We start from the raw sequence: 22,592 nt of genomic DNA on the forward strand, positions 1-22,592 counted from the left end.
TTCATTTATAATTTTATAATAAAAAATAAAAATAATACGCTTTTATTTTTTTAAACAATTTACCTTTTCTAGCTTATTTGTAAATATGTAAGATACAATTACATAGCTAAAAAATCAATTTCAATACTTTTTATATCCTTAAAATATTCCACTTCTTTTAAATGTCTAATAACATGACAACTATCATAGAATAAAATCGATATGTGCTCTAAATTTGAAGGAAATTAAATCATTGAAGTTATGAATATTTCACATATTGAGCATTTAGGTATTGCAGTTGATAATTTAGAAGAATCAATAAAATACTATGAAGAAGTTTTAGGGTTTAAATGTTATTCTATAGAAGAGGTTGCTGACCAAAAGGTTAAGACAGCCTTTTTTTTGGTAGGTAATACAAAAATAGAGCTATTAGAAAGTACCTCTCCAGATGGCCCTATAGGTAAGTTTATAGAAAAAAAAGGCCCCGGTATTCATCATATTGCTTTTGCAGTACCCAATGCAACAGAAGCGTTAAAAACTGCAGAAGAACGAGGTGTGCGATTAATTGATAAAGTTTCTAGAAAAGGAGCAGAAGGATTAAATATTGGTTTCTTACATCCAAAATCTACACTAGGAGTACTTACAGAACTTTGTTCTAAAGAATAATTGATAAGTAAAACACATATATAATAATGGCAAATCAAGATAAAATTAATGAGCTCATAGAAAAAAGAGCAGAGGCTAAAATGGGAGGAGGAGAAAAACGAATCGACTCTCAACATGCCAAAGGTAAATTAACAGCGCGCGAACGTATTGATATTCTTTTAGACGAAGATAGTTTTGAGGAGTTTGATATGTTTGTAACTCACAGAACAAAATCTTTTGGGTTGGATAAACAAATTTATCTTTCTGATGGTGTTGTTACAGGACATGGTACTATTGATGGAAGGATTGTTTATGTCTTTGCACAAGATTTTACCGTATTTGGTGGTTCTTTGTCTGAAACCTATGCCTTAAAAATATGTAAGGTAATGGATATGGCTATGAAAATAGGAGTACCTGTTATTGGGTTAAATGATTCTGGTGGAGCACGTATTCAAGAAGGGGTAAGATCTTTAGCTGGTTATGCCGAGATTTTTCAAAGAAACATTATGGCTTCTGGGGTAATTCCTCAAATTTCTTCAATTTTAGGACCTTGTGCTGGTGGGGCAGTTTATTCTCCGGCATTAACAGATTTTACTATTATGACAGAAGAAACAAGTTATATGTTTGTTACTGGGCCTAAAGTAGTAAAATCGGTTACAGGAGAGATTGTAACGGCAGAAGAACTTGGGGGAGCTAAAATTCACTCTACAAGATCTGGTGTTTCTCACTTTTTAGCTACCAGTGATGAAGAAAACTTATTATTAGTACGTAAATTATTAAGTTATTTACCATCAAATAATTTAGAAGAAGCACCAATACTTCCTTGTAGTGATCCTATTGATCGATTAGAAGATGCTTTAAATGAAATAATTCCAGAAAACCCTAACCAACCATATGATATTGTTGATGTTATATCAATACTTGCAGATAACGGAGAGTTTACAGAGGTGCATAGAAATTATGCAAGAAATATTTGTGTAGGTTTTGCTAGATTTAATGGTCGTCCGGTTGGTATTGTTGCCAATCAACCTAAGTATTATGCAGGTGTTTTAGATATTGATGCTTCTAGAAAAGCGGCTCGTTTTGTACGTTTTTGTGATGCTTTTAATATTGCCATTGTAACTCTTGTAGATGTTCCAGGATTCTTACCGGGTACAGGTCAAGAATATGGAGGAATTATCTTACACGGAGCAAAATTATTGTTTGCTTATGGAGAGGCAACTGTGCCAAAAGTAACCATTACTTTACGTAAATCTTATGGTGGTGCGCACGATGTTATGAGTTGTAAACAATTAAGAGGTGATGTAAATTATGCATGGCCAACTGCAGAAATTGCAGTAATGGGAGCTAAGGGAGCTGTAGAAGTATTAGAGGGATCTAATATTAGAAAAATTGAAGATGCCGAAGAAAAACTAGAGTACATTCAGAAAAAAGAAGATGAATATACAGAAAAGTTTGCCAACCCTTACATGGCAGCAAAATATGGGTTTATTGATGATGTAATTGAGCCAAGAAACACCCGTTTCAGAATTATTAGAGCTTTAGAATTACTTCAAAATAAAAAAGATGTAAATCCTCCTAAAAAACACTCAAATATTCCATTATAATGACATATTTAATATTAAATACAGACACAATAAGTGAAGGTTACGTTATCTTATTTACTGGATTATTCATTGTTTTTAGTGCATTAGTAACACTAGCACTTGTTTTTAATTATGGATTGCCTGTAATGCTTTATGTGTATAAAATAATTACAAAAGGTAAAGACAAAAAGGTTAGTGAAATTAAAATCAAAAAAGATAGCAATTTCACAGGAGAAATTTCTGCGGTTATTGGGGCTGCCGTTCATATGTATACAAGTGAACAGCATGATCATGAAAGCGCAATTTTAACCATTAAGCAAGTTAAAAAAACTTATTCACCTTGGAGTTCTAAAATTTACGGAATTCAAAATAGATTATAACAAATGAAAAGCTATAAATTTAAAGTAAACGATAACGGTTATACCGTTAATATAAAATCGCATGAAGACAATATTATTAACTTAGAAGTTAATGGTACTTTATATGAGGTAAAAATGAAAGAGGAGGTTAAAAAATCTAAAACTCCTACTTTAGTTCGTGCAGCATCTCAAAGACCTGCAGAACCTTTAAAAGTAAATCCGAAATCTCAAAAAACAAGAATTGTAGCTCCAATTCCTGGAGTTGTATTATCTATCGATGTTAAAGTTGGCGATACACTTAAAGTAGGGGATAGAATGCTTGTTTTAGAAGCGATGAAAATGGAAAATAGTATTGTTTGTGAAAAAGCAGGTACTATTACAGCCATAAAAATTAGTGTTGGTCAGCAAGTATTGCATGATGAATTAATGATAGAACTAGAATAAAATACAAAACATGAAAAAAGTAATTTTAATATTTTGTGTTCTATCGTTATTGATCTTTATTAGACCAGTATTAGGTTTTGACACAAATTCGACCACAGACACCTTAAGTGGCGATACCGTTGCTACAACACAAGTAGATCAGGTATCGCAACAAGATGGTGTTTTTGAAGGAGCTTTTAAAGGGATTAAAACATTTTATGGCTATACCGGTTTTGCAAATGCAACATCAGGTAATTTAGTAATGATTATCATCGGAATTATATTTATCTATTTAGGTATTAAATATGATTACGAACCCTTATTACTAATACCTATTGGTGCTGGTGTAATTATAGGAAATATTCCTTTTGTAGCCGGAAATCAAACAGGTATTTATGAAACAGGATCTGTATTAAATTTCCTTTATTTTGGGGTGGTAAAAGGTGTTTATCCGCCTTTAATCTTCTTAGGAATTGGAGCAATGACAGATTTTTCATCTTTAATTGCAAATCCAAAATTAATGCTTTTAGGAGCTGCTGCTCAAATAGGTGTTTTTGCAACTTTTTTAGGAGCACTTTATTTAGGTTTTAATTTGCCAGAAGCAGGTGCAATTGGTATTATTGGCGGTGCAGATGGACCAACAGCCATTTTCCTTTCTTCTAAATTAGCCAATGGTGTTAACGTATTAGCAGATGGTACAACAGTAAAAAACCTAATTGGTCCTATTGCAATTGCAGCGTATTCTTATATGGCATTGGTGCCTGTAATTCAACCTCCTTTAATGAGAATGCTAATTTCTAAAGAGGATAGAAAAATTAAAATGAAACCACCAAGAGCTGTTACACAAAAAGAAAAAATGATTTTTCCTGTGGTGGCTTTAATTTTAACAACTTTTATTTCTCCTAGTGCATTACCATTATTAGGTATGTTATTCTTTGGTAATTTACTTAAAGAGTCTGGAAGAACAGAAAGATTAGCAGATACAGCAAGAACTAAATTAATAGATATTGTAACTATTTTATTAGGGGTAACAGTAGGTGCTTCTACACAAGCAGATATCTTTATTACAAAAGATTCTTTATTAATATTTGGTTTAGGTGCTATATCATTTGTAATTGCCACTTGCGGAGGTTTATTATTTGCAAGATTTATGAATAGATTCTTAAAAGGCGATAATAAAATTAACCCATTAATTGGTGCAGCAGGAGTATCTGCAGTACCAGATAGTGCTAGAGTTGTACATACAGAAGGATTAAAATATGATTCCAGTAATTACTTATTAATGCACGCTATGGCCCCAAATGTAGCTGGTGTTATTGGGTCTGCAATTGCTGCGGGGATTATACTAAGTTTCTTAGGTTAAACAGAGGTTCTTTTAAGTATTTAAATGAACAAAACAACAATTTTTAAATTTTGATAAAAATGAAAATACCAAATAAGATGACAGCAGATGAGGCTGTTAAATTAATCAAATCTAACGATAGAGTTTTAATACAAGGAGGTTCTGCAACACCACAAGCACTAATTAATGCCATGGTTAAAAGAGCACCAGAATTAAGAAATGTTGAACTTGTTCATTTACATACAGAAGGAGCTTGTGGATACACTGCTCCAGAATTAAGAGAAAGTTTTCATACCAATGCTTTTTTTATTGGAGGAAACATTCGTAAAATGGTGGGTAATACAGTAGATTATATTCCTGTTTTCTTAAGTGAAATACCAAGTTTGTTTCGTCAAGGTTATATGGATTTAGATGTGGTAATGGTAAACGTTTCTCCTCCAGATAAACACGGTTTTTGTTCTTTAGGGGTTTCTGTAGATATTGTTATTTCTGGTATTGAGCAAGGAAAAAAAGTGATTGCTCAAATTAATTCTCGTATGCCACGTACTTTTGGTGATGCTCAAATTCATTTAAAACATTTTGATGCATGCGTAGAAGTAGAAGAAGAAATTTACGAAATGAGTTTTGTAGAACCATCAGAAATCGAAAAATCAATAGGTAAAAATATTGCAGAAATTATTGATGATGGAGCTACGCTTCAAATGGGTATTGGAGGGATTCCAAATGCAGTTTTAACATTTTTACATAACCATAAAAATTTAGGTGTACATACAGAAATGTTTTCTGAAGGTGTGGTAGATTTAGTTAAAAACGGAGTGGTAAATGGTTCTAAAAAGAAAACAAATCCGTATAAAATAGTTTCTGGTTTTGCAATGGGAACAAGGCGTTTATATGATTTTATGGATGATAATCCAGAAATTGAAATGAATGATATTGCTTATGTTAATGATACTTCTATCATTCGTAAGAATCCAAAAGTAACTGCAATTAACTCAGCTATTGAAGTAGATTTAACAGGGCAAATTTGTGCCGATTCTATCGGACAGAGAATGTTTTCTGGTGTTGGTGGTCAAATGGATTTTATGCGTGGAGCTGCTTTATCTGAAGGAGGAAAACCTATTTGTGCAATTACTTCTACAACAGGTAAAGGTGTTTCTAAAATTACACCCGTTTTAAAAGTAGGTGCCGGTGTAGTAACAACTCGTGCGCATGCAAGGTTTGTAGCTACAGAATATGGTATTGCAGAATTGTTTGGTAGAAACCTAAAACAACGTGCACAAGCTCTTAGAGATATTGCACATCCAGATCATAGAGAAGAATTAGATAAAGCTATTTTTGATAGATTTGGAAGTAGTTTAATGACAAAATAAACATTTTGAATTACAATTCTATAAATTGTACTTTTATGAATTGTAATCTTTTTGATAAAAAAAATAACATATAATGAGCAATAAAAATAAACCACTTTTTTCTGATTTCCCTCCAGTTTCTACTGAGCAGTGGATGGAAAGAGTGCATGTAGATTTAAAGGGAGCTGATTTTGATAAAAAACTAGTTTGGAAAAATCTAACGGGTATTAATTTTCAACCTTGTTACAATCTTGAAAACGAAATTACACAACTTAAAAATACCGGAGAAAATTCTCAATCATTAGTTAATTATAGAAGTATTGCAGCTTGCTGTGGTAAATCTGGAAACGATTTAGCTTTAAAAGCAATAGAAGAAGGTATAAATGGTATCATTTTTCAAATGATAACCAATGTATCTGTAGAAGAACTTTTAAATGGTATAGATTTAGATAAAATTTCGGTATCATTTAAATTATATAACAACGCAATTACTTTCACTAAAGAATTAGTAGCTTTTGCAAAGGGTAAAAACTTAAAAGGATATATTGATACAGACCTAATTTCTAGTTATGTAACAACTGGTGTTTTTAATGAAAAACTTATAGAAGTTACTGCAGAGTTGGTAAAATTAACAACAGATTTTCCAAACTTTAAAGTACTTACAATTTCTGGAACGGAATATTTAGATTCTGGTGCAAACCAAGTTCAAGAGATTGCTTATACGTTAAATTCATTAGTGTTTTTAACAGAAAAACTTACAGAAAAAGGAGTTTCTGTTCAAGCTATTTTCGATAATTTAAATTTCAATCTGGCTATTGGACTAGAGTATTTTGTTGAAATAGGTAAATTTAGAGCATTTAATAATTTGTTAGCAGAAGTAGCTGCCAAATATGCTGTTGCAGAGTTTAAAAATACAATAACTGCAAAAACGTCTATTTGGAGTAAGTCTATTACAGATGCAGAAACCAATTTATTGCGTTGTACAACAGAAGCAATGGCGGCAATATTGGGTAATGTAGATGGTGTTTTAATAGATGCTTATGATAAAGAATTTAAAAGTTCTTCTGATTTTTCAAGTAGAATAGCTGGTAATATTACTACTATTTTAAGAGAAGAATCTTACTTTGGTAAAGTTTCAAACCCGGTTGATGGTTCGTATTATATCGAAGAAGTTAGTTCTAAAATAGCAGAAAAAGCTTTAGAATTATTTAAAGAAATAGAAAAAAATGGTGGCTTTTATACGGCTTTCGAAAACGAAACAATTCAACAACAAATTGCAGAAATTCGTTTAAAAAAGTTAAAATTAATAAGTCAACGTAGAACACCAATGGTTGGTATTAATAAGTATCCTAACTTAATGGAAAAAGTGGCTGCAGATTTACTTTCTAAAAAAGAAGATACCACTAACTCTAAAGTATTAACTCCAAGAAGAGCTTCTTTAGAAATAGAAGCAATGCGAAGAGTAACAGAAGAGTTAGTTGCAGAAACAAACGTACGTCCAATTGTACAATTAGCAAGTTATGGTAATTTAAACATGCGTAAAGCAAGAGCAGCTTTTGCGTATGATTTTATTGGTGTAAGTGGTTTTGATGTTCATCAAGAAGAAAGTTTTGCAAGCGCTACAGTGGCTGCTACAGAAAGTGCAAAATCAGAAGCGCAAGTTGTCGTTATTTGTAGTTCAGATCAAGATTACGATGAAACAGCATTAGACTTTGTTAAAACATTTAGAGCTATAAATACAGAAAAAGTATTGTTGTTGGCAGGTGCACCAAAAAACATGGACGAATTAACAGCTGCTGGTTTAGATGGTGTTGTTAATATGAGATCAGATGTATTGGTAACACTTTCAGCGATTCAGAAAAAAGTTCAAAAAATCTTAAAAACCTTAGAAGTATGAAATCGTATTTACGATTACATGTGACGATTGAGAAACAATAAAAATAAACACATGAAACCAGATTTTTCAGATATTAAAATAAACTCAGCAGTAAAACAAACTGCTGCAACTTCAGATAATCAAGATGTTTGGAATACTCCTGAAGGAATCCCCGTAAAAAAACATTTTACAAAAGAAGATATAGCCAAAGCAGAACATTTAGGTTATGCGGCTGGTGTGCCTCCTTTTTTAAGAGGACCATATAGTGCCATGTATGCAATGCGTCCTTGGACCATTCGTCAATATGCAGGATTTTCTACAGCAGAAGAGTCAAACGCTTTTTACAGAAGAAACTTAGCGGCAGGTCAAAAAGGACTTTCAGTTGCTTTTGATTTAGCTACCCACCGGGGTTATGATTCAGATCACCCACGTGTAACTGGTGATGTTGGTAAGGCAGGTGTTGCCATCGATTCTATTTTAGATATGGAAATTTTATTCGATCAAATTCCGTTAGATAAAATGTCTGTTTCTATGACCATGAATGGGGCTGTATTGCCAATTATGGCTTTTTATATAGCAGCGGCAAGAAAGCAAGGTGTACCTTTAGATCAACTCTCTGGAACCATTCAGAATGACATTCTAAAAGAATTTATGGTGCGTAACACATATATTTATCCACCATTACCTTCTATGAGAATTATTGGTGATATTTTTGATTATACCACTAAAAACATGCCTAAATTCAACTCAATTTCTATTAGTGGTTACCACATGCAAGAGGCTGGTGCAACTGCAGATATTGAATTGGCTTATACATTAGCAGATGGTATGGAGTATATTAGAACTGGATTAAAATCTGGTTTAAAAATTGATGAATTTGCGCCTCGTTTATCATTCTTCTGGGCTGTTGGTATGAATCATTTTATGGAAATTGCAAAAATGCGTGCTGCACGTATGCTTTGGGCAAAAATTATAAAAACGTTCAATCCAAAGAATCCAAAATCAATGGCTTTGCGTACGCATAGTCAAACCTCTGGTTGGAGTTTAAGTGAGCAAGATCCTTTTAATAATGTTGCTAGAACTTGTGTAGAAGCAATGGCTGCTACTTTGGGAGGAACGCAATCTTTACATACAAATGCCTTGGATGAAGCGATTGCGTTACCAACAGATTTCTCAGCAAGAATTGCACGTAATACGCAAATCTTTATTCAAGATGAAACGCAAATGACCAAATCGGTAGATCCTTGGGCAGGTTCTTATTATGTAGAATATTTAACGCAAGAAATAGCTAAGAAAGCCTGGGCACTCATCGAAGAAGTTGAAGAACTTGGTGGTATGGCAAAAGCCATTGAAACTGGAGTGCCAAAATTACGTATCGAAGAAGCATCTGCTCGTAAACAAGCTCGTTTAGATTCTGGTCAAGATATTTTAGTAGGGGTAAACAAGTTTAAAACTACAGAAAAATCAAATATTGAAATTTTAGAAGTTGATAATACAGTTGTTAGAGATTCTCAAATTGCGCGTATCAATAAAATGAAAGCAGAACGTAACTCTGAGCTAGTTGCTACTAAATTAAAAGCTTTAGAAGACTGTGCAGGAACAGGTAAAGGTAATTTATTAGAATTGGCTGTAGAAGCTGCAGAAAATTTTGCTACTTTAGGTGAAATTTCTGATGCTTTAGAAGTTCATTTTGGAAGACATAAAGCGGATACTAAATTAATAAGTGGGGTGTACGGAAAAGAAGTAAAAAGTGATGATACGTTTGCCAGAGCGCAAAAATTAACAGATAAGTTTGCAGAAATAGAAGGACGTAGACCAAGGGTTATGATTGCAAAAATGGGTCAAGATGGGCACGATAGAGGAGCAAAAGTGGTGGCTTCTAGTTTTGCTGATTTAGGTTTTGATGTAGATATGGGGTCTTTATTTCAAACACCAGAAGAAGTTGCTAAACAGGCCATTGAAAATGATGTGCACTTTGTTGGAGCATCTAGTTTGGCTGCTGGTCATAAAACGTTAATTCCTCAATTAATAGGAGAATTAGAAAAATTAGGAAGACCAGATATTATGGTTTTTGCTGGTGGGGTAATACCTGCACAAGATTATGATTATTTGTTAGAAAGAAAAGTAGCAGCCATTTTTGGTCCTGGTACTGTAATTTCTGAATCTGCGATTACAATTATGGAAAAATACTTAGAGCAAGAGTAAGTTTAAAATTTATAAATAAAAGAGCCCAAACATTAAATTGTTTGGGCTTTTTTTGTCAATCTGATAATAACAATCTACGTGATATGTGTAATCTAAAGGAAAAAAAGAAAATTGCATAAATGTTTCCGTAGATTAGTATTGAAAATTGCTATTAAAATGAACGGCTATTTTCCGTAAGGAAATAGGAGTTTACAAAAACACAACGAACTTTAGTTAAGCTAAAAAGAAGCAATTTTTACTACACGGAGTTGTTAATAGTTTTTTATTTAGATTTTTCTTTTTTCTTTCGTTCGTAAAATGAATTCCAAAAGGTTTTGTCATATTCTACGCGATTTAATACTGTTTGTTCCATTTTACGAAATTCATATTCTATTTCTTCAACATTATTTAGCTCAAAGTCATAAAGGTCGGAATCCATTTCTAAAACTCTATTCTCTATTTTGTCATCTATGTTTTGTATTTCTTCATAAGATCTATTAAAATATTTAGTTGCGTAATATTTTCCGTCATTATAAATATCAGAATAAGTACAAGTATTTTCCTCTTTAATGATTATTTGTTTTGCCTTTATAAAGCGTTTATAACTTTCGTATCCTTTAAAGTGTTTTTCAATTTCTTCAGATTTTAAAGTTGTTTTCCAATTTTCTACAACTTTTACAATTGCAAATGTTTTTTTATCAATATAAATTCTGCCAGAATACTCTGTTGGATAAGGTTTATTTGTGTAATTCCATTTATTTCTTTCTGTTTGGAATGAAATAATATATGTAGTTTCATCTATTGGATTGTCTGATTTTACAAATTTTAAATTGAATTTTTTATATTTTCTTTTGTGTAAGATATTTGCGTAACGAATAGCATTCTGACGATAAGAGAAGAACTCAGAAGAATATTTATATTTTTTCGGGTTATTATTATTGTTCCATTTTATTTGTTCAACCCTTTGTGTTATAACGTAAGGAGATAAATAACCATAATCATAGTCTTTTGTTATTAACTCCAAATCTAATTCATTTATGTCATTTTTATTTATCAAAACCTTACCATATCTATAAAAATTAAAAGGCTTGGTTGGGTGATTTATTTTTTTATTTAAAATTGCTTTCTTTAATACTGTTTTTGGTGATAAAAAGCTAGTTATAACAACTTCATTTAACGTTTGAAACTTTTGATTAAAATAGGTTTTATCTTTTAGTTCCTTTAATCGAATAGTGCGAGTTTCAAAGCCCATTGATGAAATTTCAACACTTGCGTTTTCCATCATAGTTTTTTTAATTGGCAATTGATAAAAACCATTTTCATCTGCAACTCTGTAAATTTCTTCATTTTTTAAGATTATGGTAGCAAATGGAATTGGTTCTTTACTTTCTTTGTCAATAAGTTGACCTTTTAGAATAACATTCTTACCTATTTCAATTTGTTCTATTTTTTTTCCTAAATCTTGTTGCTTATTAGAAACATTTACGCTGTCAATTGGAATTTCTAATTTTGGTAATGTCGCATTTTTAAAATATATATAACCATCGTGTAATTGGTCTAATCGAGCATTTGTAAAATCGACAAAGTTTAATAATCTTGTTTCTTTTATTGATTGCATTTCTTTTTGATTTGAAGTTACAAACAAGTAAGGTTTATTTAAATTACTCAATTCATATTCAAATGAACTTTTTTTAATAGGTGTTGCGTGCCATTTTTTTGTTCCTAAATCTAAAAGTGAATCATTTGCATGAATTGTTGCTAAACTATAGGATTTGTCTTTCAGTTCTTTTTTAATGTATGAACCCATTGAAATAAATTCTTTTGCAATCGGTTTTTTTATACTTGAATTGTCATTGATAGTATGAATATTATCTGCCCAACAAATAATTTTTTCATTCGGATTTTTATTGATGTAACTCAATAGGTTGTCAGCCATTTGTTTATCTCTAATATTATAATTTTTATTACCAAAGTCTGTTGTAAGAATTTCTTCTTTATTATAATATGCATCTTGTGAACAAGCTAAAAGACTTTTTGTAAATTGTTTCCAATAATAATTAGTATCGTTGTCTTCTAGCTTTTTTATTTGTGTAATAATTCTGTTAAGCTCTTTTTCGTAAATTTTATATTTAATATCATCTTCTTCAACTGTTACATTTTCTAAAACACCTTCGATAATAATTCCGAAATCATCTTCATCTAATTTTAAAGTTATATTTTGACTTTCGCAATAATCATAAAAATCTTCTACAAATTGAGAAGTATTATTTACTTGAGAATCAAAGCCAATAACTTTTAAATTGTTTTTATCTATATAATTAACTACTCTCTGAAATTCTAAAGTATTTGACCAAACTCCCCAAATTGCATTGTTAAAATCTTTAGATTTAAAACCCCTTTTGTTCATTTTCCAAATGTCATACATTGAAGATTCCATTGCAATAGTTGTAAATCCTAATTCTTTATGTAGATATTCAACAACTCTTGCTTTCATCTCAAATATATTTCCATACATATGAGTTTGTTCTCCAAGCATTACAATTTGCTTTTCTTTTAATTCATCTTTTAGGAATGATAAATCATTAAGTTCTTTTGATTTTGGTTGAAGAAGTTCTATTGTTCTTAATTCTTGAGATTGTATAAAGTTTACAAAAAGAAGAAAACAAGTAAGAATTAATTTTTTCATAAAAAATTACAATTGAATTACAATAATAATATTCTCTATTCATTAACTGATTTTGTTTTCTTTTATTAACGAAAAATTATAATGAAAAACGGATTTTGATGCTAATTTTGTTAAATGATTGCCAACTACGGGAGATAATAAAAAGAGTGTAAGTGTTCCTGCTAATTTCACTAATTAACGCAGAAAAATCTAATTATTAATATTTCTTCCAAATAGTCTTAGCAGTAGCACAAACTTTATCACTGCTTTTAATTTTGATCGTATGTGTAAAATAATTTTCTTTTTTACCTTTTTCTGTTAATGATATAACAGTGTCTCCATATGCTGCTTCTGCCATAAAGCGTCCATCAATTTTATGTAAAAAATAATTTTCAGAGATGTCTTCTGGTATGGATTCAAGTACCCACTGCAAGTATCTAATATTATTTACATGTTTATTTGTATCGGTATCATAGCGATTTACTCTAAAGTGGTTGGTATAATCTGCACTATCAACCGGATTTATTTTTTTCTTAATATCTCCGTATATGGATTCTTTACTAAAGCAAGACCATCGTTCTTTAATTTCATTAAAAATCAGAATCGGTCTTCTTTTTTCAATATCAAAGAAAACCCACAAGCCTTTTGCACTGCCAATGATATTGTTTTGTGCATCAAAAATAATATTTTCTCTATAACCTTTTATAGAGGAGTAGCTAGACAACCAAGTTCTAATGGTTATTTTTTCTTTATAATTGGGATAACGATCCATTTGTAGCATCCCAGAAACTAAAATCCAACCAACATTTTTATTTAAAAGATTAAATAAACTAAGTCCTATAGCATGAGAATGTTCTGCAGCAGTTTCTTCTAATAAGGCCAACATTGTGGTAGGTGTTGCTAGTCCTAGTTTATTCATTTCAAAATATCTTAATTCAAACTGTTTATCAAAATAATTTTCAAAAATCATTTTTCACATTTTAAAAAGAATTGAATAAGAGTTATTTAAAAAGATTTTTTGAATTGATCTATAATTTGTTGCGCTGCTTTTACAGGTGATATTTTAGCGGTAACAATATCTTTTTCTAATGTAGAAAGTTCATTTTTAATATTATTAGAACCATAAAACAACTGCTTCAATTCTTCATTAATATTATTATACATCCATTTTATTTGTTGATGATTTCTGTTTTTTATAAAGTAACCATTTTCATCAACTAGCTTTTTAAATTTTAAAATTTCGTCCCAAACTTTAGAAATTCCAATGTTTTTTATGGCTGAAGCGGTACTTGCAACGGGAGTCCAACCAGATTCTGATGCAGGAAAAATATGCAATGCATTTTGGTATTGTCTTTTAGCCAAATTACTCATGGTAATATTATCGCCATCGGCTTTATTAATAACCACCATATCTGCCATTTCCATAATTCCTTTTTTTATTCCTTGCAGCTCATCACCAGCACCAGCAAGCATCAATAATAAAAAGAAATCGGTCATACCGTGTACAGCAGTTTCCGATTGCCCAACACCAACGGTTTCTATTAAAATAACATCGTAACCTGCAGCTTCACAAAGTAACATGGTTTCACCAGTTTTATTAGAAACACCTCCTAGAGTATCGCCAGAGGCAGACGGTCTAATGTAGGCTTCTTGTAAAACAGATAATTCTTCCATGCGAGTTTTATCGCCTAAAATACTTCCTTTAGAACGCTGACTACTAGGATCTATAGATAAAATAGCTACTTTATGTCCTTGTTTTACTAAATACAAGCCAAATACTTCTATAAAGGTACTTTTACCAACACCAGGAACACCTGTAATACCAATACGAATTGATTTACCCGAATTTGGTAGTATTTCTTGAACAATTTCTTTTGCTAGTTTTTTATCACTTTCTAAATTACTTTCAATGATTGTAATTGCTCTAGACAGAATAACTCTATCTCCTCTTAAAATACCATCTATATATGCTTGTGTAGGTAATCTTTTTTTTGGTTTATAGTTTTTCATTTTAGAGACAGAAAGCTAGATTTGTTGGTTAGCTTTCAGGTATAACAAAGATACAAATAATGAAAAAAAATAACACGAATTTAAAGGGCTTTTTAAAGTGATTTTTCTAGTTAGGGTTGCAAATTATATGACGTAAAATAGTTGTTGATTTTCATTAAAAGACAGCAAAAAATATAGTTGTTTAGTCGAAAATTGAATTGAGGTTATACTATTGATGAAATTCTGTCAATTCGAGTCAATTTTACGGTTGCAATGCGTAAAATTTGTATAGAGAAAAGGTGTTTTAAGTTATTCTAGATACAATCTTTCGTACCTCAAAATCACTCGAACTGACATTTTATAATTAAAAAAGATCTAAATATAAAACAGGTTGTTATTATTTTTGTTTATTTCATTTTTGATGTAAATATAGTCTTAATTGTATCTAATTCTTTTTTGTATTTCAAATCTGTTCTTGATGCAAAATATAAAGTGTTCTCGGTTTTTACTTTTCCTTCCCAAACTAAATTTATCTCGTTTCTTAAAATTTGTTTTTGACATAAAAAATCTGGCACGAGTGCAAGTCCGTTGCTATTGTGTAAACACCTAATAATAGAAGTGATATTTGGTAAAATATAGTTGGGTTTAAAGGCTGGTTTTTTATTGAAGTTTTCAAACCAAAAACGTCTAAAATGTTCCATTTCGTTAGATGAACTATACCAAGTGTTTTTAAGTAGTTCGTGTTCTAATTTGTTTAAGTTGTTAGATTTTAGGTGTTCTTGTATTTTGGTTGTATCTGTTTTATTGCCAGCTATTAATATGATTCTTTCTTTTGAAAACGGAGTATATTCTACTAAAGATTTTTTTTCATGCTGTTTTTTAGGTGTTATTACTAAATCTAAAATACCGTTGTTAAGGTCTTTTATTAAATCGGTATGCGCTCCAAATCTAGCTACTAAGTCAAAGTCTAGTTTGGGTATTTCAGGTTCAATAATAAGTTGAAACATTTCTGAACACATTCCTATATTTAAAGATGGATTTTTTTCTTGAGTTGTTCTTTTAAAATGCTGTTCTGCTGTTTCTAGTTTTTTTAAAGATTCAATAATATACTCATATAAAAATTTTCCATCTTCTGTTGGAATCATTTTTCTTGAAGTCCGTTCAAATAATTTTTTACCAACATAGGCTTCTAAAGCATTTAAATGTACACTAACTCCGGGTTGAGAAGCATATAAAGCAATCGATGCTTTGGTTAAAGTTCCGTTTTCATATATTTCTTTAAATGTTCTGTACCATTCTAAATTCACCATAACTATTATATTATTAATACAAAGGTATGATTTGTATTATTTTTACAATAGTAAATGTTGTTTTAATTTTGTCTCAAATAAAACAAGACATAAATGAAAAATATATTTATAATTAACGGAAGTCATCCATTTGCACATTCTGGTGGAAGATTTAACGAAACTCTTTTTAATACTACTGTTTCATATTTTGATTCGCGTGAGGAGTTTGAAGTAAAATGTACACAAGTAGGCGATACTTATAATGCAAAAGAGGAGGTGGAGAAATTTAAATGGGCAGATTTAGTCATTTATCATACGCCAATTTGGTGGTTTCAAATTCCTTTTGGGTTTAAAAAATATATTGATGAAGTTTTTACAGAAGGTCATCAAAACGGAATTTATAAAAGCGATGGAAGAAGTCGATTAAATCCAGATATTAACTACGGAACAGGCGGATTACTGCATGGAAAGAAATATATACTTACTACAAGCTGGAATGCTCCTAAAACAGCATTTACTTTAGAAAATGAGTTTTTTAATCAAAAAAGTGTGGACGATGGTGTTATGTTTGGGTTTCACAGAATGAATGCTTTTACAGGAATGGAATTGTTAGGCACACATCATTTTCACGATATGGAAAAAAATGCAGATGTTCCTTTAGAATTGAATAATTACAGTACTTTTTTAAATGATTTAATGATGAACCAGTAATTTTATGGTTTTCGTGTATAAAAAAAAGTAACTCCGTTTATTTGGAGTTACTTCTTTTTATTTACTTGGAACTAGGTTTTATCAACTTTAGGTGATAAAAAATAGAACTCAAACTCTTTTCTTACAAAGTATTATTTTTTTACTTTGATGGCTTTCAGTTTAATCAAACCCAAAAAGTCTAAAACTCTTATAATTAAATACGTCATATCTATTTCGTGCCATTTTACACCAAAATTAGGGCTACTTGCATGTTTATGGTGATTATTATGATAACCTTCTCCCATCATTAAAAAATCGAAATGAAAAAGGTTTTTACTGGTATTTTTCATTTTGAAGTTTACATAGCCATAAATATGTCCGAACCAATTAATGATAACTCCGTGAATAGGTGCCATTAAAAAAGCGATTGGTAATAATAACCACTGCCACCAAGAAGTTACAAAGAAAACAAAGAATAAAATGTAAAATGCAATCCAAAGGATACGAGAAAAACGAGAACCAGCAAAAGCATCAAACGTTTTCCATTGAGGTACATTTTTAGTAAAACGATCATCAATAGCAATACGTTGCTCATTTATATCTTGATAAATAGTTTTTGTTTTCCACATCATTGCAAACATATTTGCATCGTAAGAAGGAGAGTGTGGGTCTTTTTCTGTATCTGTATACGCATGATGCATTCTGTGCATAATTCCGTATCCGTAAGCACTTAAATAACTAGATCCTTGAAAAATCCACGTTAAAATAAAGGTGATTTTTTCCATGGTTTTAGACATGGTAAATACTTGGTGTGCTGCATAACGGTGTAAAAAGAAAGATTGAAAAAACAAACCTCCATACCAAAGCACTATAATAAAAATAACGACTGCCATATTTGTAATTTTTACAAAGGTAGTTTGCTATTTTAAGGGAAACAATGAACCCAAATCAATAAAAAAAGAAAAATGACCACTGTGTTTTAAGAACTAAGTACTAAGAACCAAGAATTAAGAACTAATAATTAAGAACTAAGTACTAAGAATTAAGAATTAAGAAACAATAGTAATCTTTTTGATAAAAAGTACATTTTAAAAGTGTTATAAAATGTGCTGATGTTTTTAAATCCGTTTTCTAATTCTACTTAAAGCCTGTGCTGTAACACCAATATAAGAGCTAATGTATTTTAAAGGAATTGCTTTTAAAAGTTCTGGGCGCTCTTTAAATAATTTTAGATAACGTTCTTCAGCAGTTAGGTTTAGTAAATTTTGTTCTCTACTAGATTTGATTAAAAAAAGACGTTCTGCGGTTAATCGACCTATTAAATTACCAATTTGAGTGGTTCTATAAATTTCTTGTAAATCTGTATAAGAAATGCTTAAAATAGTAGTATCTGTAAGTGCTTGTAACTCATATGCAGATGGTTTTCTTGTTAAAAAAGAATCATAAGCACTAATAAATTGGTCTTTAAAACTAAAACCAAAAGTAATTTCTTTTTCAGGATTTTCTTTAGGGATATACAAACGCACTACACCAGATTCTATAAAAGAAATATGATTTTCTATTTCATTTAATTTTAAGAAAACTGTTTTCTTTTTAATGACGCGAGGTTGCAGTTTAGACGTAAAAAAGTCCCAATCTTCTTGAGATATGGAGGCTATTTGTTCTAAGTAGGCTTTTATCTGTTGCAAATCTTTTATTACTACTAATTTAGAGTTGCAAATATACGGATTCAGAAAGCCTATTTTGTGGTTTATTTAGATATATAATGATGCTTTTTTTTAATTAAAACATTTTAAATTCACGAACCATAATTTATTTAATTAACAAGAACGATATTGCTACCTTTGCAAAAAATATATTTAATGTCAAAAACTTTTTCATCTTTAGGAATTCATAAAGAACTAGAAGCACGTTTAGCAAAATTAGAAATTACAGTTCCTACTACAGTTCAAGAAAAAACCATTCCGTTTATCTTACATAAAAAGAAAGATATGGTGGTTTTAGCAAAAACTGGAACAGGGAAAACAGCTGCTTTCGGGTTGCCTTTATTGCAAAAAATTAAAGCTGATGAAACACATATACAAGTTTTAATTTTAGCACCTACAAGAGAATTAGGACATCAGATATATGACAATTTAATTTCTTTTGCTTCGGATGAGCAAAAAGAAAAAATAGTATCTATTTGTGGAGGAATCCCTATAAAACCTCAAATTGAAGCTATCAAAAAGAATCCAAGTATTGTAATTGCAACTCCAGGTCGTTTGGTAGATTTAATGAAACGTGAGGCTATCAACATTAAAGAAATCAGCTATTTTGTTTTAGATGAAGCAGATGAAATGGTGAGTGCTTTAAAGGAAGAAGTAGACATTATTATTAAGGAAATTCCAAATGTTAGAAGAACGTTGTTGTTTACGGCTACCATGCCAGGAACGATAAAGCAACTGATACAAAACTATATGTCTAAACACGTAGAACATATAGAAACAGACATGGATTCTGTTGGGCATAAAGGAATTGATCATCAATATGTAGTAGTAGAACCGATAGAAAAATTGAATGTTTTAATGCATTTTTTATCGACCAAAGAAGGAGAACGCGGAATTATTTTTTGTAAAACCAAGGCTGCTGTTAATAAATTAGCTAAAAATTTAGCCATTAATAAGTTTTCATCTGGTGCTTTACATGGTAGTTTAACCCAAGGGATTCGTGATAGAGTTATGGGGCAATTTAGAGAAGGAAATATTGATATTTTAGTGGCTACAGATTTGGCTGCTCGTGGTATTGATGTTAAAGAAATTTCTTACGTTGTAAATTATCATTTACCAGACAGATATGATACCTATGTTCATAGAAGCGGACGTACGGCTAGGGCAGGAGCAACCGGACTTTCATTAAGTGTAATACAGCCAGAAGAATTAGAAGAAATTCCTGAATTTGAAGAAGATTTAGGATTGGTATTTAAAGAATACAAAAAAGCAGATGCACAAAGTATTGAAAATAATAACACCATTCTTTGGGCAAAAAAAATATTTAAAACAAAACCCAATAGAGCAATTTCAGAAGGTTTAAAGGGGGAGATTAAAACAATATTTCATCATTTAACCAAGGAAGAATTGGTAGATAAAATCTTAGCAAATCATTTAGCACAAACCGCTAGTGCAAAGACAAAACCAGAGGTAATTAAAAAGAAGAAAAAGAAATAACGATGGCAAATAACATTAAAAGTCAACAAGATATATTAGCAAAATTGCAGATTGATGAATTAAATCAAATGCAAAAAGAAGCGATTGCTACAATACATAAAAACGACAATGTAATATTACTTTCGCCAACAGGTACAGGTAAAACATTAGCTTTTTCTTTGCCTTTATTAGAATTTTTAGATCCAACTTTAGAAGAAGTACAAGCGTTAATTTTAGTCCCTTCTAGAGAATTGGCCATTCAAATAGAACAAGTAATTCGTTCTATGGGATCTGGTTTTAAAGTAAACGCGGTTTATGGAGGTAGACCAATGTCTAAAGATAAAATAGAATTAAAACATATTCCTGCAATTTTAATAGGTACACCTGGTAGAATTTCAGACCATTTTGCAAACGATCGTTTTTCTAAAGATCATATTAAAACCTTAATTTTAGACGAGTTTGATAAGTCTCTAGAGGTTGGTTTTGAATATGAAATGCGTAATATTATCAATCAATTATCTTCTTTAGATAAACGCATATTAACTTCTGCAACACAGGGAGTTGAGATTCCTGATTTTGTAGGTTTAAGAAAGCCAAATACGGTTAATTATTTAAAAGCAGTAACTTCTAAATTAGAAATAAGAACAGTAGTTTCTCCGGCTAAAAATAAACTAAATACCTTATTACATTTACTAAATCATTTAGGAAATAAGCAAGGGATTGTTTTTTGTAATTTAAAGGATTCTATAAATAATGTTAGTACATTTTTAGAAAGCAAGAACATAAAACATGGTTGTTTTAGTGGTGGAATGGAGCAAAAGGATAGAGAGCGTTCTTTAATTAAATTTAGAAACGGTACCAATCAATTATTAATTGCTACAGATTTAGCAGCAAGAGGTATTGATGTGCCAGAAATGAGTTTTATAATTCATTATGAATTGCCACAAGCAATAGAAGAATTTACACATAGAAACGGACGTACGGCAAGGGTTTCTGCAGAAGGAACAGCATTTGTTTTAAAGTGGAAAGACGAACGTTTACCAGATTTTATTAAAAATGCTGATGTACAAGATATTTCTAAACAAGCAGAAAGAAGTCCTGTTTTTTGGGAAACTTTATTTATTTCTGGTGGTAGAAAAGACAAAATTTCTAAAGGAGATATTGCTGGTTTGTTTATAAAACAAGGAAAATTAACTAAAGAACAGTTAGGGGCCATTGAGTTAAAACAAGATTGTGCTTTTGTGGCAGTTCCATCAACATTAACAGCAGAATTAATAGAGAAATTAAATAATTCTCGTTTAAAAAAGAAAAAAGTACGTATTTACGAAGTGTAAGAATATGAGTAATAAAGAATTAAATGCCGAAGTAAATTCGTGTATCGTTACCCTTCAAAAATTATTGGAGGATACAAATCAGCTTTTTGAATTGCCAGAAGAACAAAGAGTAGCGCTTTTTAAAGTTGCTGGCGAATTGTCTAGACCCAATCGTGATGAATTTCAGCGAAGAAGAAAAGACGCTAAAAAAGCGGCAAAGCGTAAAATGATAGAAGGTGATAAACATGCCCGAAAATCAACAGGAATACGTTCAGCTCGTGAAGCATCCTTGTTTGTGGCTCCTAAATTATTAGGAGCAGCAGCTATAAATGAAGATACTCCAGAATTAGAATCACCAAGAAACTGTTACGTATGTAAAAAAGTATTTACCAAATTGCATCATTTTTATGATACGATGTGTAAAGAGTGTGGCGATTTAAATTATGCAAAACGTTTTCAAACGACCGATTTAAAAGGGCAAGTAGCGGTAATTACAGGTTCTCGATTAAAAATCGGATATCACATTACCTTAATGTGCTTGCGTTCTGGAGCAACTGTTGTGGCAACCACACGTTTTCCTGCAGATTCTGCAATCCGTTTTTCTAAAGAAGAAGATTATAAAGATTGGTCTGATCGTTTGCATATCCATGGCTTAGATTTAAGACACATACCTAGTGTAGAAATTTTTTGTAATTATATAGAACAAAAATACGATCGCTTAGATATTTTAATCAATAATGCGGCGCAAACTGTAAGAAGACCTTCTGGTTTTTATTTCCATTTAATGGAAAATGAAAAGAAACCAATAGATCAATTGCCTAAATTGGCGCAGACTTTGTTAAAAGATCATTCTAGCTGTTTAGAAGAATTATCTAGTTTAAGTGTGTCTACATCAAAAACAGATAAAAACAACGTGTTACCAGTTACTTGGCACGGTCCAGAACCAGGAATTGGTTTGCGTAATTCGGCAGAATTATCTCAAATTCCGTATAGTTTTGACAACTCTTTACAGACAGCAGAAGTTTTTCCGGAAGGAGAATTAGATGCAGATTTACAACAAGTAGATTTAAGAAAAACAAATAGTTGGCGTTTAAAATTAGGTGAAATAGAAACAACAGAAATGGTAGAAGTACAGTTGGTAAATGCTGTTGCTCCGTTTGTGTTGTGTAATCGTTTGTCTAATTTAATGATGAAAGAAAATACGGGTAAAAAACATATTATCAATGTAACTGCCATGGAAGGGAAGTTTCATCGATTTAAAAAGGTAGACAGACATCCGCATACCAATATGGCTAAAGCTGCCTTAAATATGTTAACGCATACATCTGCTTCTACATTTGCTAAGTCTGGTATTTATATGAATGCGGTAGATACGGGTTGGGTTACCGATGAAGATCCTGCAGAATTATCAAAGAAAAAGGTAGAAACTCACGATTTTCAACCACCTTTAGATATTGTGGATGGAGCCGCAAGAGTTATGGATCCGTTAATTGATGGAATAAATACAGGTAAACATTGGTCTGGTAAATTTTTAAAAGATTATTTTCCTATAGACTGGTAGTTTTTTAATCGCTTTATTACAGAAAAAAAGGAATGCTGATGGTTATAAATCAAAAGCATTCCTTTTTTTTATATTCAGGTAGAAGATTTTTTTTGTATAAATGAAACTAAAACAGTAACTTAGGAGGAGTTACTTTAGAGTAATATTATTTATGAACCTT

18 protein-coding genes are annotated in these 22,592 nt (G+C 31.0%); 12 read left to right on the forward strand and 6 right to left on the reverse strand.

The genetic code is table 11. From position 1 onward, the window contains the following. Positions 1-240: 240 nt before the first annotated feature. From mce to scpA, 8 genes are all read left to right on the forward strand, one after another. Positions 241-645 (forward strand): methylmalonyl-CoA epimerase, encoded by a 405-nt coding sequence (gene mce / locus WG951_RS01885; protein WP_105048524.1) that lies wholly within the window; start codon positions 241-243, stop codon positions 643-645. A gap of 26 nt (positions 646-671) precedes the next feature. Then, positions 672-2,231, forward strand: a complete 1,560-nt coding sequence (locus WG951_RS01890; RefSeq protein WP_105048525.1) for an acyl-CoA carboxylase subunit beta — start codon at positions 672-674, stop codon at positions 2,229-2,231. Beyond that, positions 2,231-2,590, forward strand: coding sequence for an OadG family protein (locus tag WG951_RS01895; protein WP_105048526.1), 360 nt, complete (start codon positions 2,231-2,233; stop codon positions 2,588-2,590). Before WG951_RS01890 ends, WG951_RS01895 begins: the two co-directional genes overlap by 1 nt. Before the next feature lie 3 nt (positions 2,591-2,593). Continuing rightward, a complete protein-coding gene (locus tag WG951_RS01900) occupies positions 2,594-3,013 on the forward strand; it encodes a biotin/lipoyl-containing protein (protein WP_105048527.1) in 420 nt (139 codons plus the stop codon). A gap of 10 nt (positions 3,014-3,023) precedes the next feature. Continuing rightward, positions 3,024-4,355, forward strand: coding sequence for a sodium ion-translocating decarboxylase subunit beta (locus WG951_RS01905; protein ID WP_105048528.1), 1,332 nt, complete (start codon positions 3,024-3,026; stop codon positions 4,353-4,355). Between the two features lie 59 nt (positions 4,356-4,414). Further along, positions 4,415-5,704, forward strand: coding sequence for an acetyl-CoA hydrolase/transferase family protein (locus tag WG951_RS01910; protein WP_105048529.1), 1,290 nt, complete (start codon positions 4,415-4,417; stop codon positions 5,702-5,704). A gap of 73 nt (positions 5,705-5,777) precedes the next feature. Continuing rightward, positions 5,778-7,580: a methylmalonyl-CoA mutase family protein gene (locus WG951_RS01915; protein WP_105048530.1), complete on the forward strand. Its 1,803-nt coding sequence runs from the start codon at positions 5,778-5,780 to the stop codon at positions 7,578-7,580. A 51-nt stretch (positions 7,581-7,631) separates the two neighbouring features. Beyond that, positions 7,632-9,764: a methylmalonyl-CoA mutase gene (gene scpA, locus WG951_RS01920; protein WP_105048531.1), complete on the forward strand. Its 2,133-nt coding sequence runs from the start codon at positions 7,632-7,634 to the stop codon at positions 9,762-9,764. Positions 9,765-10,026: 262 nt separating this feature from the next. On the opposite strand, the gene WG951_RS01925 is transcribed toward scpA, so the two are convergent. The 4 genes from WG951_RS01925 to WG951_RS01940 form a co-directional block, all read right to left on the reverse strand. Next, a complete protein-coding gene (locus WG951_RS01925; protein WP_105048532.1) occupies positions 10,027-12,429 on the reverse strand; it encodes an erythromycin esterase family protein in 2,403 nt (800 codons plus the stop codon). A 196-nt stretch (positions 12,430-12,625) separates the two neighbouring features. Continuing rightward, on the reverse strand, positions 12,626-13,378 hold the full coding sequence (locus WG951_RS01930; protein WP_105048533.1) for an acyl-[acyl-carrier-protein] thioesterase: 753 nt from the start codon (positions 13,376-13,378) through the stop codon (positions 12,626-12,628). A gap of 35 nt (positions 13,379-13,413) precedes the next feature. Beyond that, positions 13,414-14,418, reverse strand: coding sequence for a methylmalonyl Co-A mutase-associated GTPase MeaB (gene meaB / locus WG951_RS01935; protein ID WP_105048534.1), 1,005 nt, complete (start codon positions 14,416-14,418; stop codon positions 13,414-13,416). Positions 14,419-14,804: 386 nt separating this feature from the next. Then, positions 14,805-15,707 carry a LysR family transcriptional regulator gene (locus tag WG951_RS01940; RefSeq protein WP_105048535.1) on the reverse strand — a complete coding sequence of 301 codons (903 nt, stop codon included), beginning with the start codon at positions 15,705-15,707 and terminating at the stop codon, positions 14,805-14,807. A gap of 93 nt (positions 15,708-15,800) precedes the next feature. On the opposite strand from WG951_RS01940, the gene WG951_RS01945 reads away from it, so the two are divergent. Continuing rightward, positions 15,801-16,397, forward strand: a complete 597-nt coding sequence (locus tag WG951_RS01945) for an NAD(P)H-dependent oxidoreductase (protein ID WP_105048536.1) — start codon at positions 15,801-15,803, stop codon at positions 16,395-16,397. A 131-nt stretch (positions 16,398-16,528) separates the two neighbouring features. On the opposite strand, the gene WG951_RS01950 is transcribed toward WG951_RS01945, so the two are convergent. Both WG951_RS01950 and WG951_RS01955 read right to left on the reverse strand, forming a co-directional pair. Next, on the reverse strand, positions 16,529-17,269 hold the full coding sequence (locus WG951_RS01950; RefSeq protein WP_105048537.1) for an acyl-CoA desaturase: 741 nt from the start codon (positions 17,267-17,269) through the stop codon (positions 16,529-16,531). Positions 17,270-17,494: 225 nt separating this feature from the next. Then, positions 17,495-18,064 carry a Crp/Fnr family transcriptional regulator gene (locus WG951_RS01955; protein WP_105048538.1) on the reverse strand — a complete coding sequence of 190 codons (570 nt, stop codon included), beginning with the start codon at positions 18,062-18,064 and terminating at the stop codon, positions 17,495-17,497. Between the two features lie 174 nt (positions 18,065-18,238). Here WG951_RS01955 and WG951_RS01960 point away from each other — a divergent pair, with 174 nt between their 5' ends. From WG951_RS01960 to WG951_RS01970, 3 genes are read left to right on the forward strand one after another with little or no spacing between them, the layout of a single operon-like run. Further along, the gene (locus WG951_RS01960) at positions 18,239-19,579 is read left to right on the forward strand and encodes a DEAD/DEAH box helicase (RefSeq protein WP_105048539.1); all 1,341 of its coding nucleotides are present in this window, start codon (positions 18,239-18,241) and stop codon (positions 19,577-19,579) included. Positions 19,580-19,581: 2 nt separating this feature from the next. Beyond that, positions 19,582-20,892 (forward strand): DEAD/DEAH box helicase, encoded by a 1,311-nt coding sequence (locus WG951_RS01965; RefSeq protein ID WP_105048540.1) that lies wholly within the window; start codon positions 19,582-19,584, stop codon positions 20,890-20,892. 4 nt (positions 20,893-20,896) lie between these two features. Further along, the gene (locus tag WG951_RS01970; RefSeq protein ID WP_105048541.1) at positions 20,897-22,432 is read left to right on the forward strand and encodes an SDR family NAD(P)-dependent oxidoreductase; all 1,536 of its coding nucleotides are present in this window, start codon (positions 20,897-20,899) and stop codon (positions 22,430-22,432) included. Positions 22,433-22,592 lie beyond the last annotated feature (160 nt).

Source organism: Polaribacter butkevichii (assembly GCF_038024105.1).
Lineage (GTDB): Bacteria > Bacteroidota > Bacteroidia > Flavobacteriales > Flavobacteriaceae > Polaribacter > Polaribacter butkevichii.

Coding starts and splice junctions, on each gene's coding strand:
- WG951_RS01960 (WP_105048539.1), top strand. CDS start 18,239: ATGTCAAAAACTTTTTCATCTTTAGGAATTCATAAAGAACTAGAAGCA.
- WG951_RS01970 (WP_105048541.1), top strand. CDS start 20,897: ATGAGTAATAAAGAATTAAATGCCGAAGTAAATTCGTGTATCGTTACC.
- WG951_RS01915 (WP_105048530.1), top strand. CDS start 5,778: ATGAGCAATAAAAATAAACCACTTTTTTCTGATTTCCCTCCAGTTTCT.
- WG951_RS01910 (WP_105048529.1), top strand. CDS start 4,415: ATGAAAATACCAAATAAGATGACAGCAGATGAGGCTGTTAAATTAATC.
- WG951_RS01925 (WP_105048532.1), bottom strand. CDS start 12,429: ATGAAAAAATTAATTCTTACTTGTTTTCTTCTTTTTGTAAACTTTATA.
- WG951_RS01895 (WP_105048526.1), top strand. CDS start 2,231: ATGACATATTTAATATTAAATACAGACACAATAAGTGAAGGTTACGTT.
- meaB (WP_105048534.1), bottom strand. CDS start 14,418: ATGAAAAACTATAAACCAAAAAAAAGATTACCTACACAAGCATATATA.
- WG951_RS01940 (WP_105048535.1), bottom strand. CDS start 15,707: ATGGTGAATTTAGAATGGTACAGAACATTTAAAGAAATATATGAAAAC.
- mce (WP_105048524.1), top strand. CDS start 241: ATGAATATTTCACATATTGAGCATTTAGGTATTGCAGTTGATAATTTA.
- WG951_RS01950 (WP_105048537.1), bottom strand. CDS start 17,269: ATGGCAGTCGTTATTTTTATTATAGTGCTTTGGTATGGAGGTTTGTTT.
- scpA (WP_105048531.1), top strand. CDS start 7,632: ATGAAACCAGATTTTTCAGATATTAAAATAAACTCAGCAGTAAAACAA.
- WG951_RS01965 (WP_105048540.1), top strand. CDS start 19,582: ATGGCAAATAACATTAAAAGTCAACAAGATATATTAGCAAAATTGCAG.
- WG951_RS01890 (WP_105048525.1), top strand. CDS start 672: ATGGCAAATCAAGATAAAATTAATGAGCTCATAGAAAAAAGAGCAGAG.
- WG951_RS01930 (WP_105048533.1), bottom strand. CDS start 13,378: ATGATTTTTGAAAATTATTTTGATAAACAGTTTGAATTAAGATATTTT.
- WG951_RS01905 (WP_105048528.1), top strand. CDS start 3,024: ATGAAAAAAGTAATTTTAATATTTTGTGTTCTATCGTTATTGATCTTT.
- WG951_RS01945 (WP_105048536.1), top strand. CDS start 15,801: ATGAAAAATATATTTATAATTAACGGAAGTCATCCATTTGCACATTCT.
- WG951_RS01900 (WP_105048527.1), top strand. CDS start 2,594: ATGAAAAGCTATAAATTTAAAGTAAACGATAACGGTTATACCGTTAAT.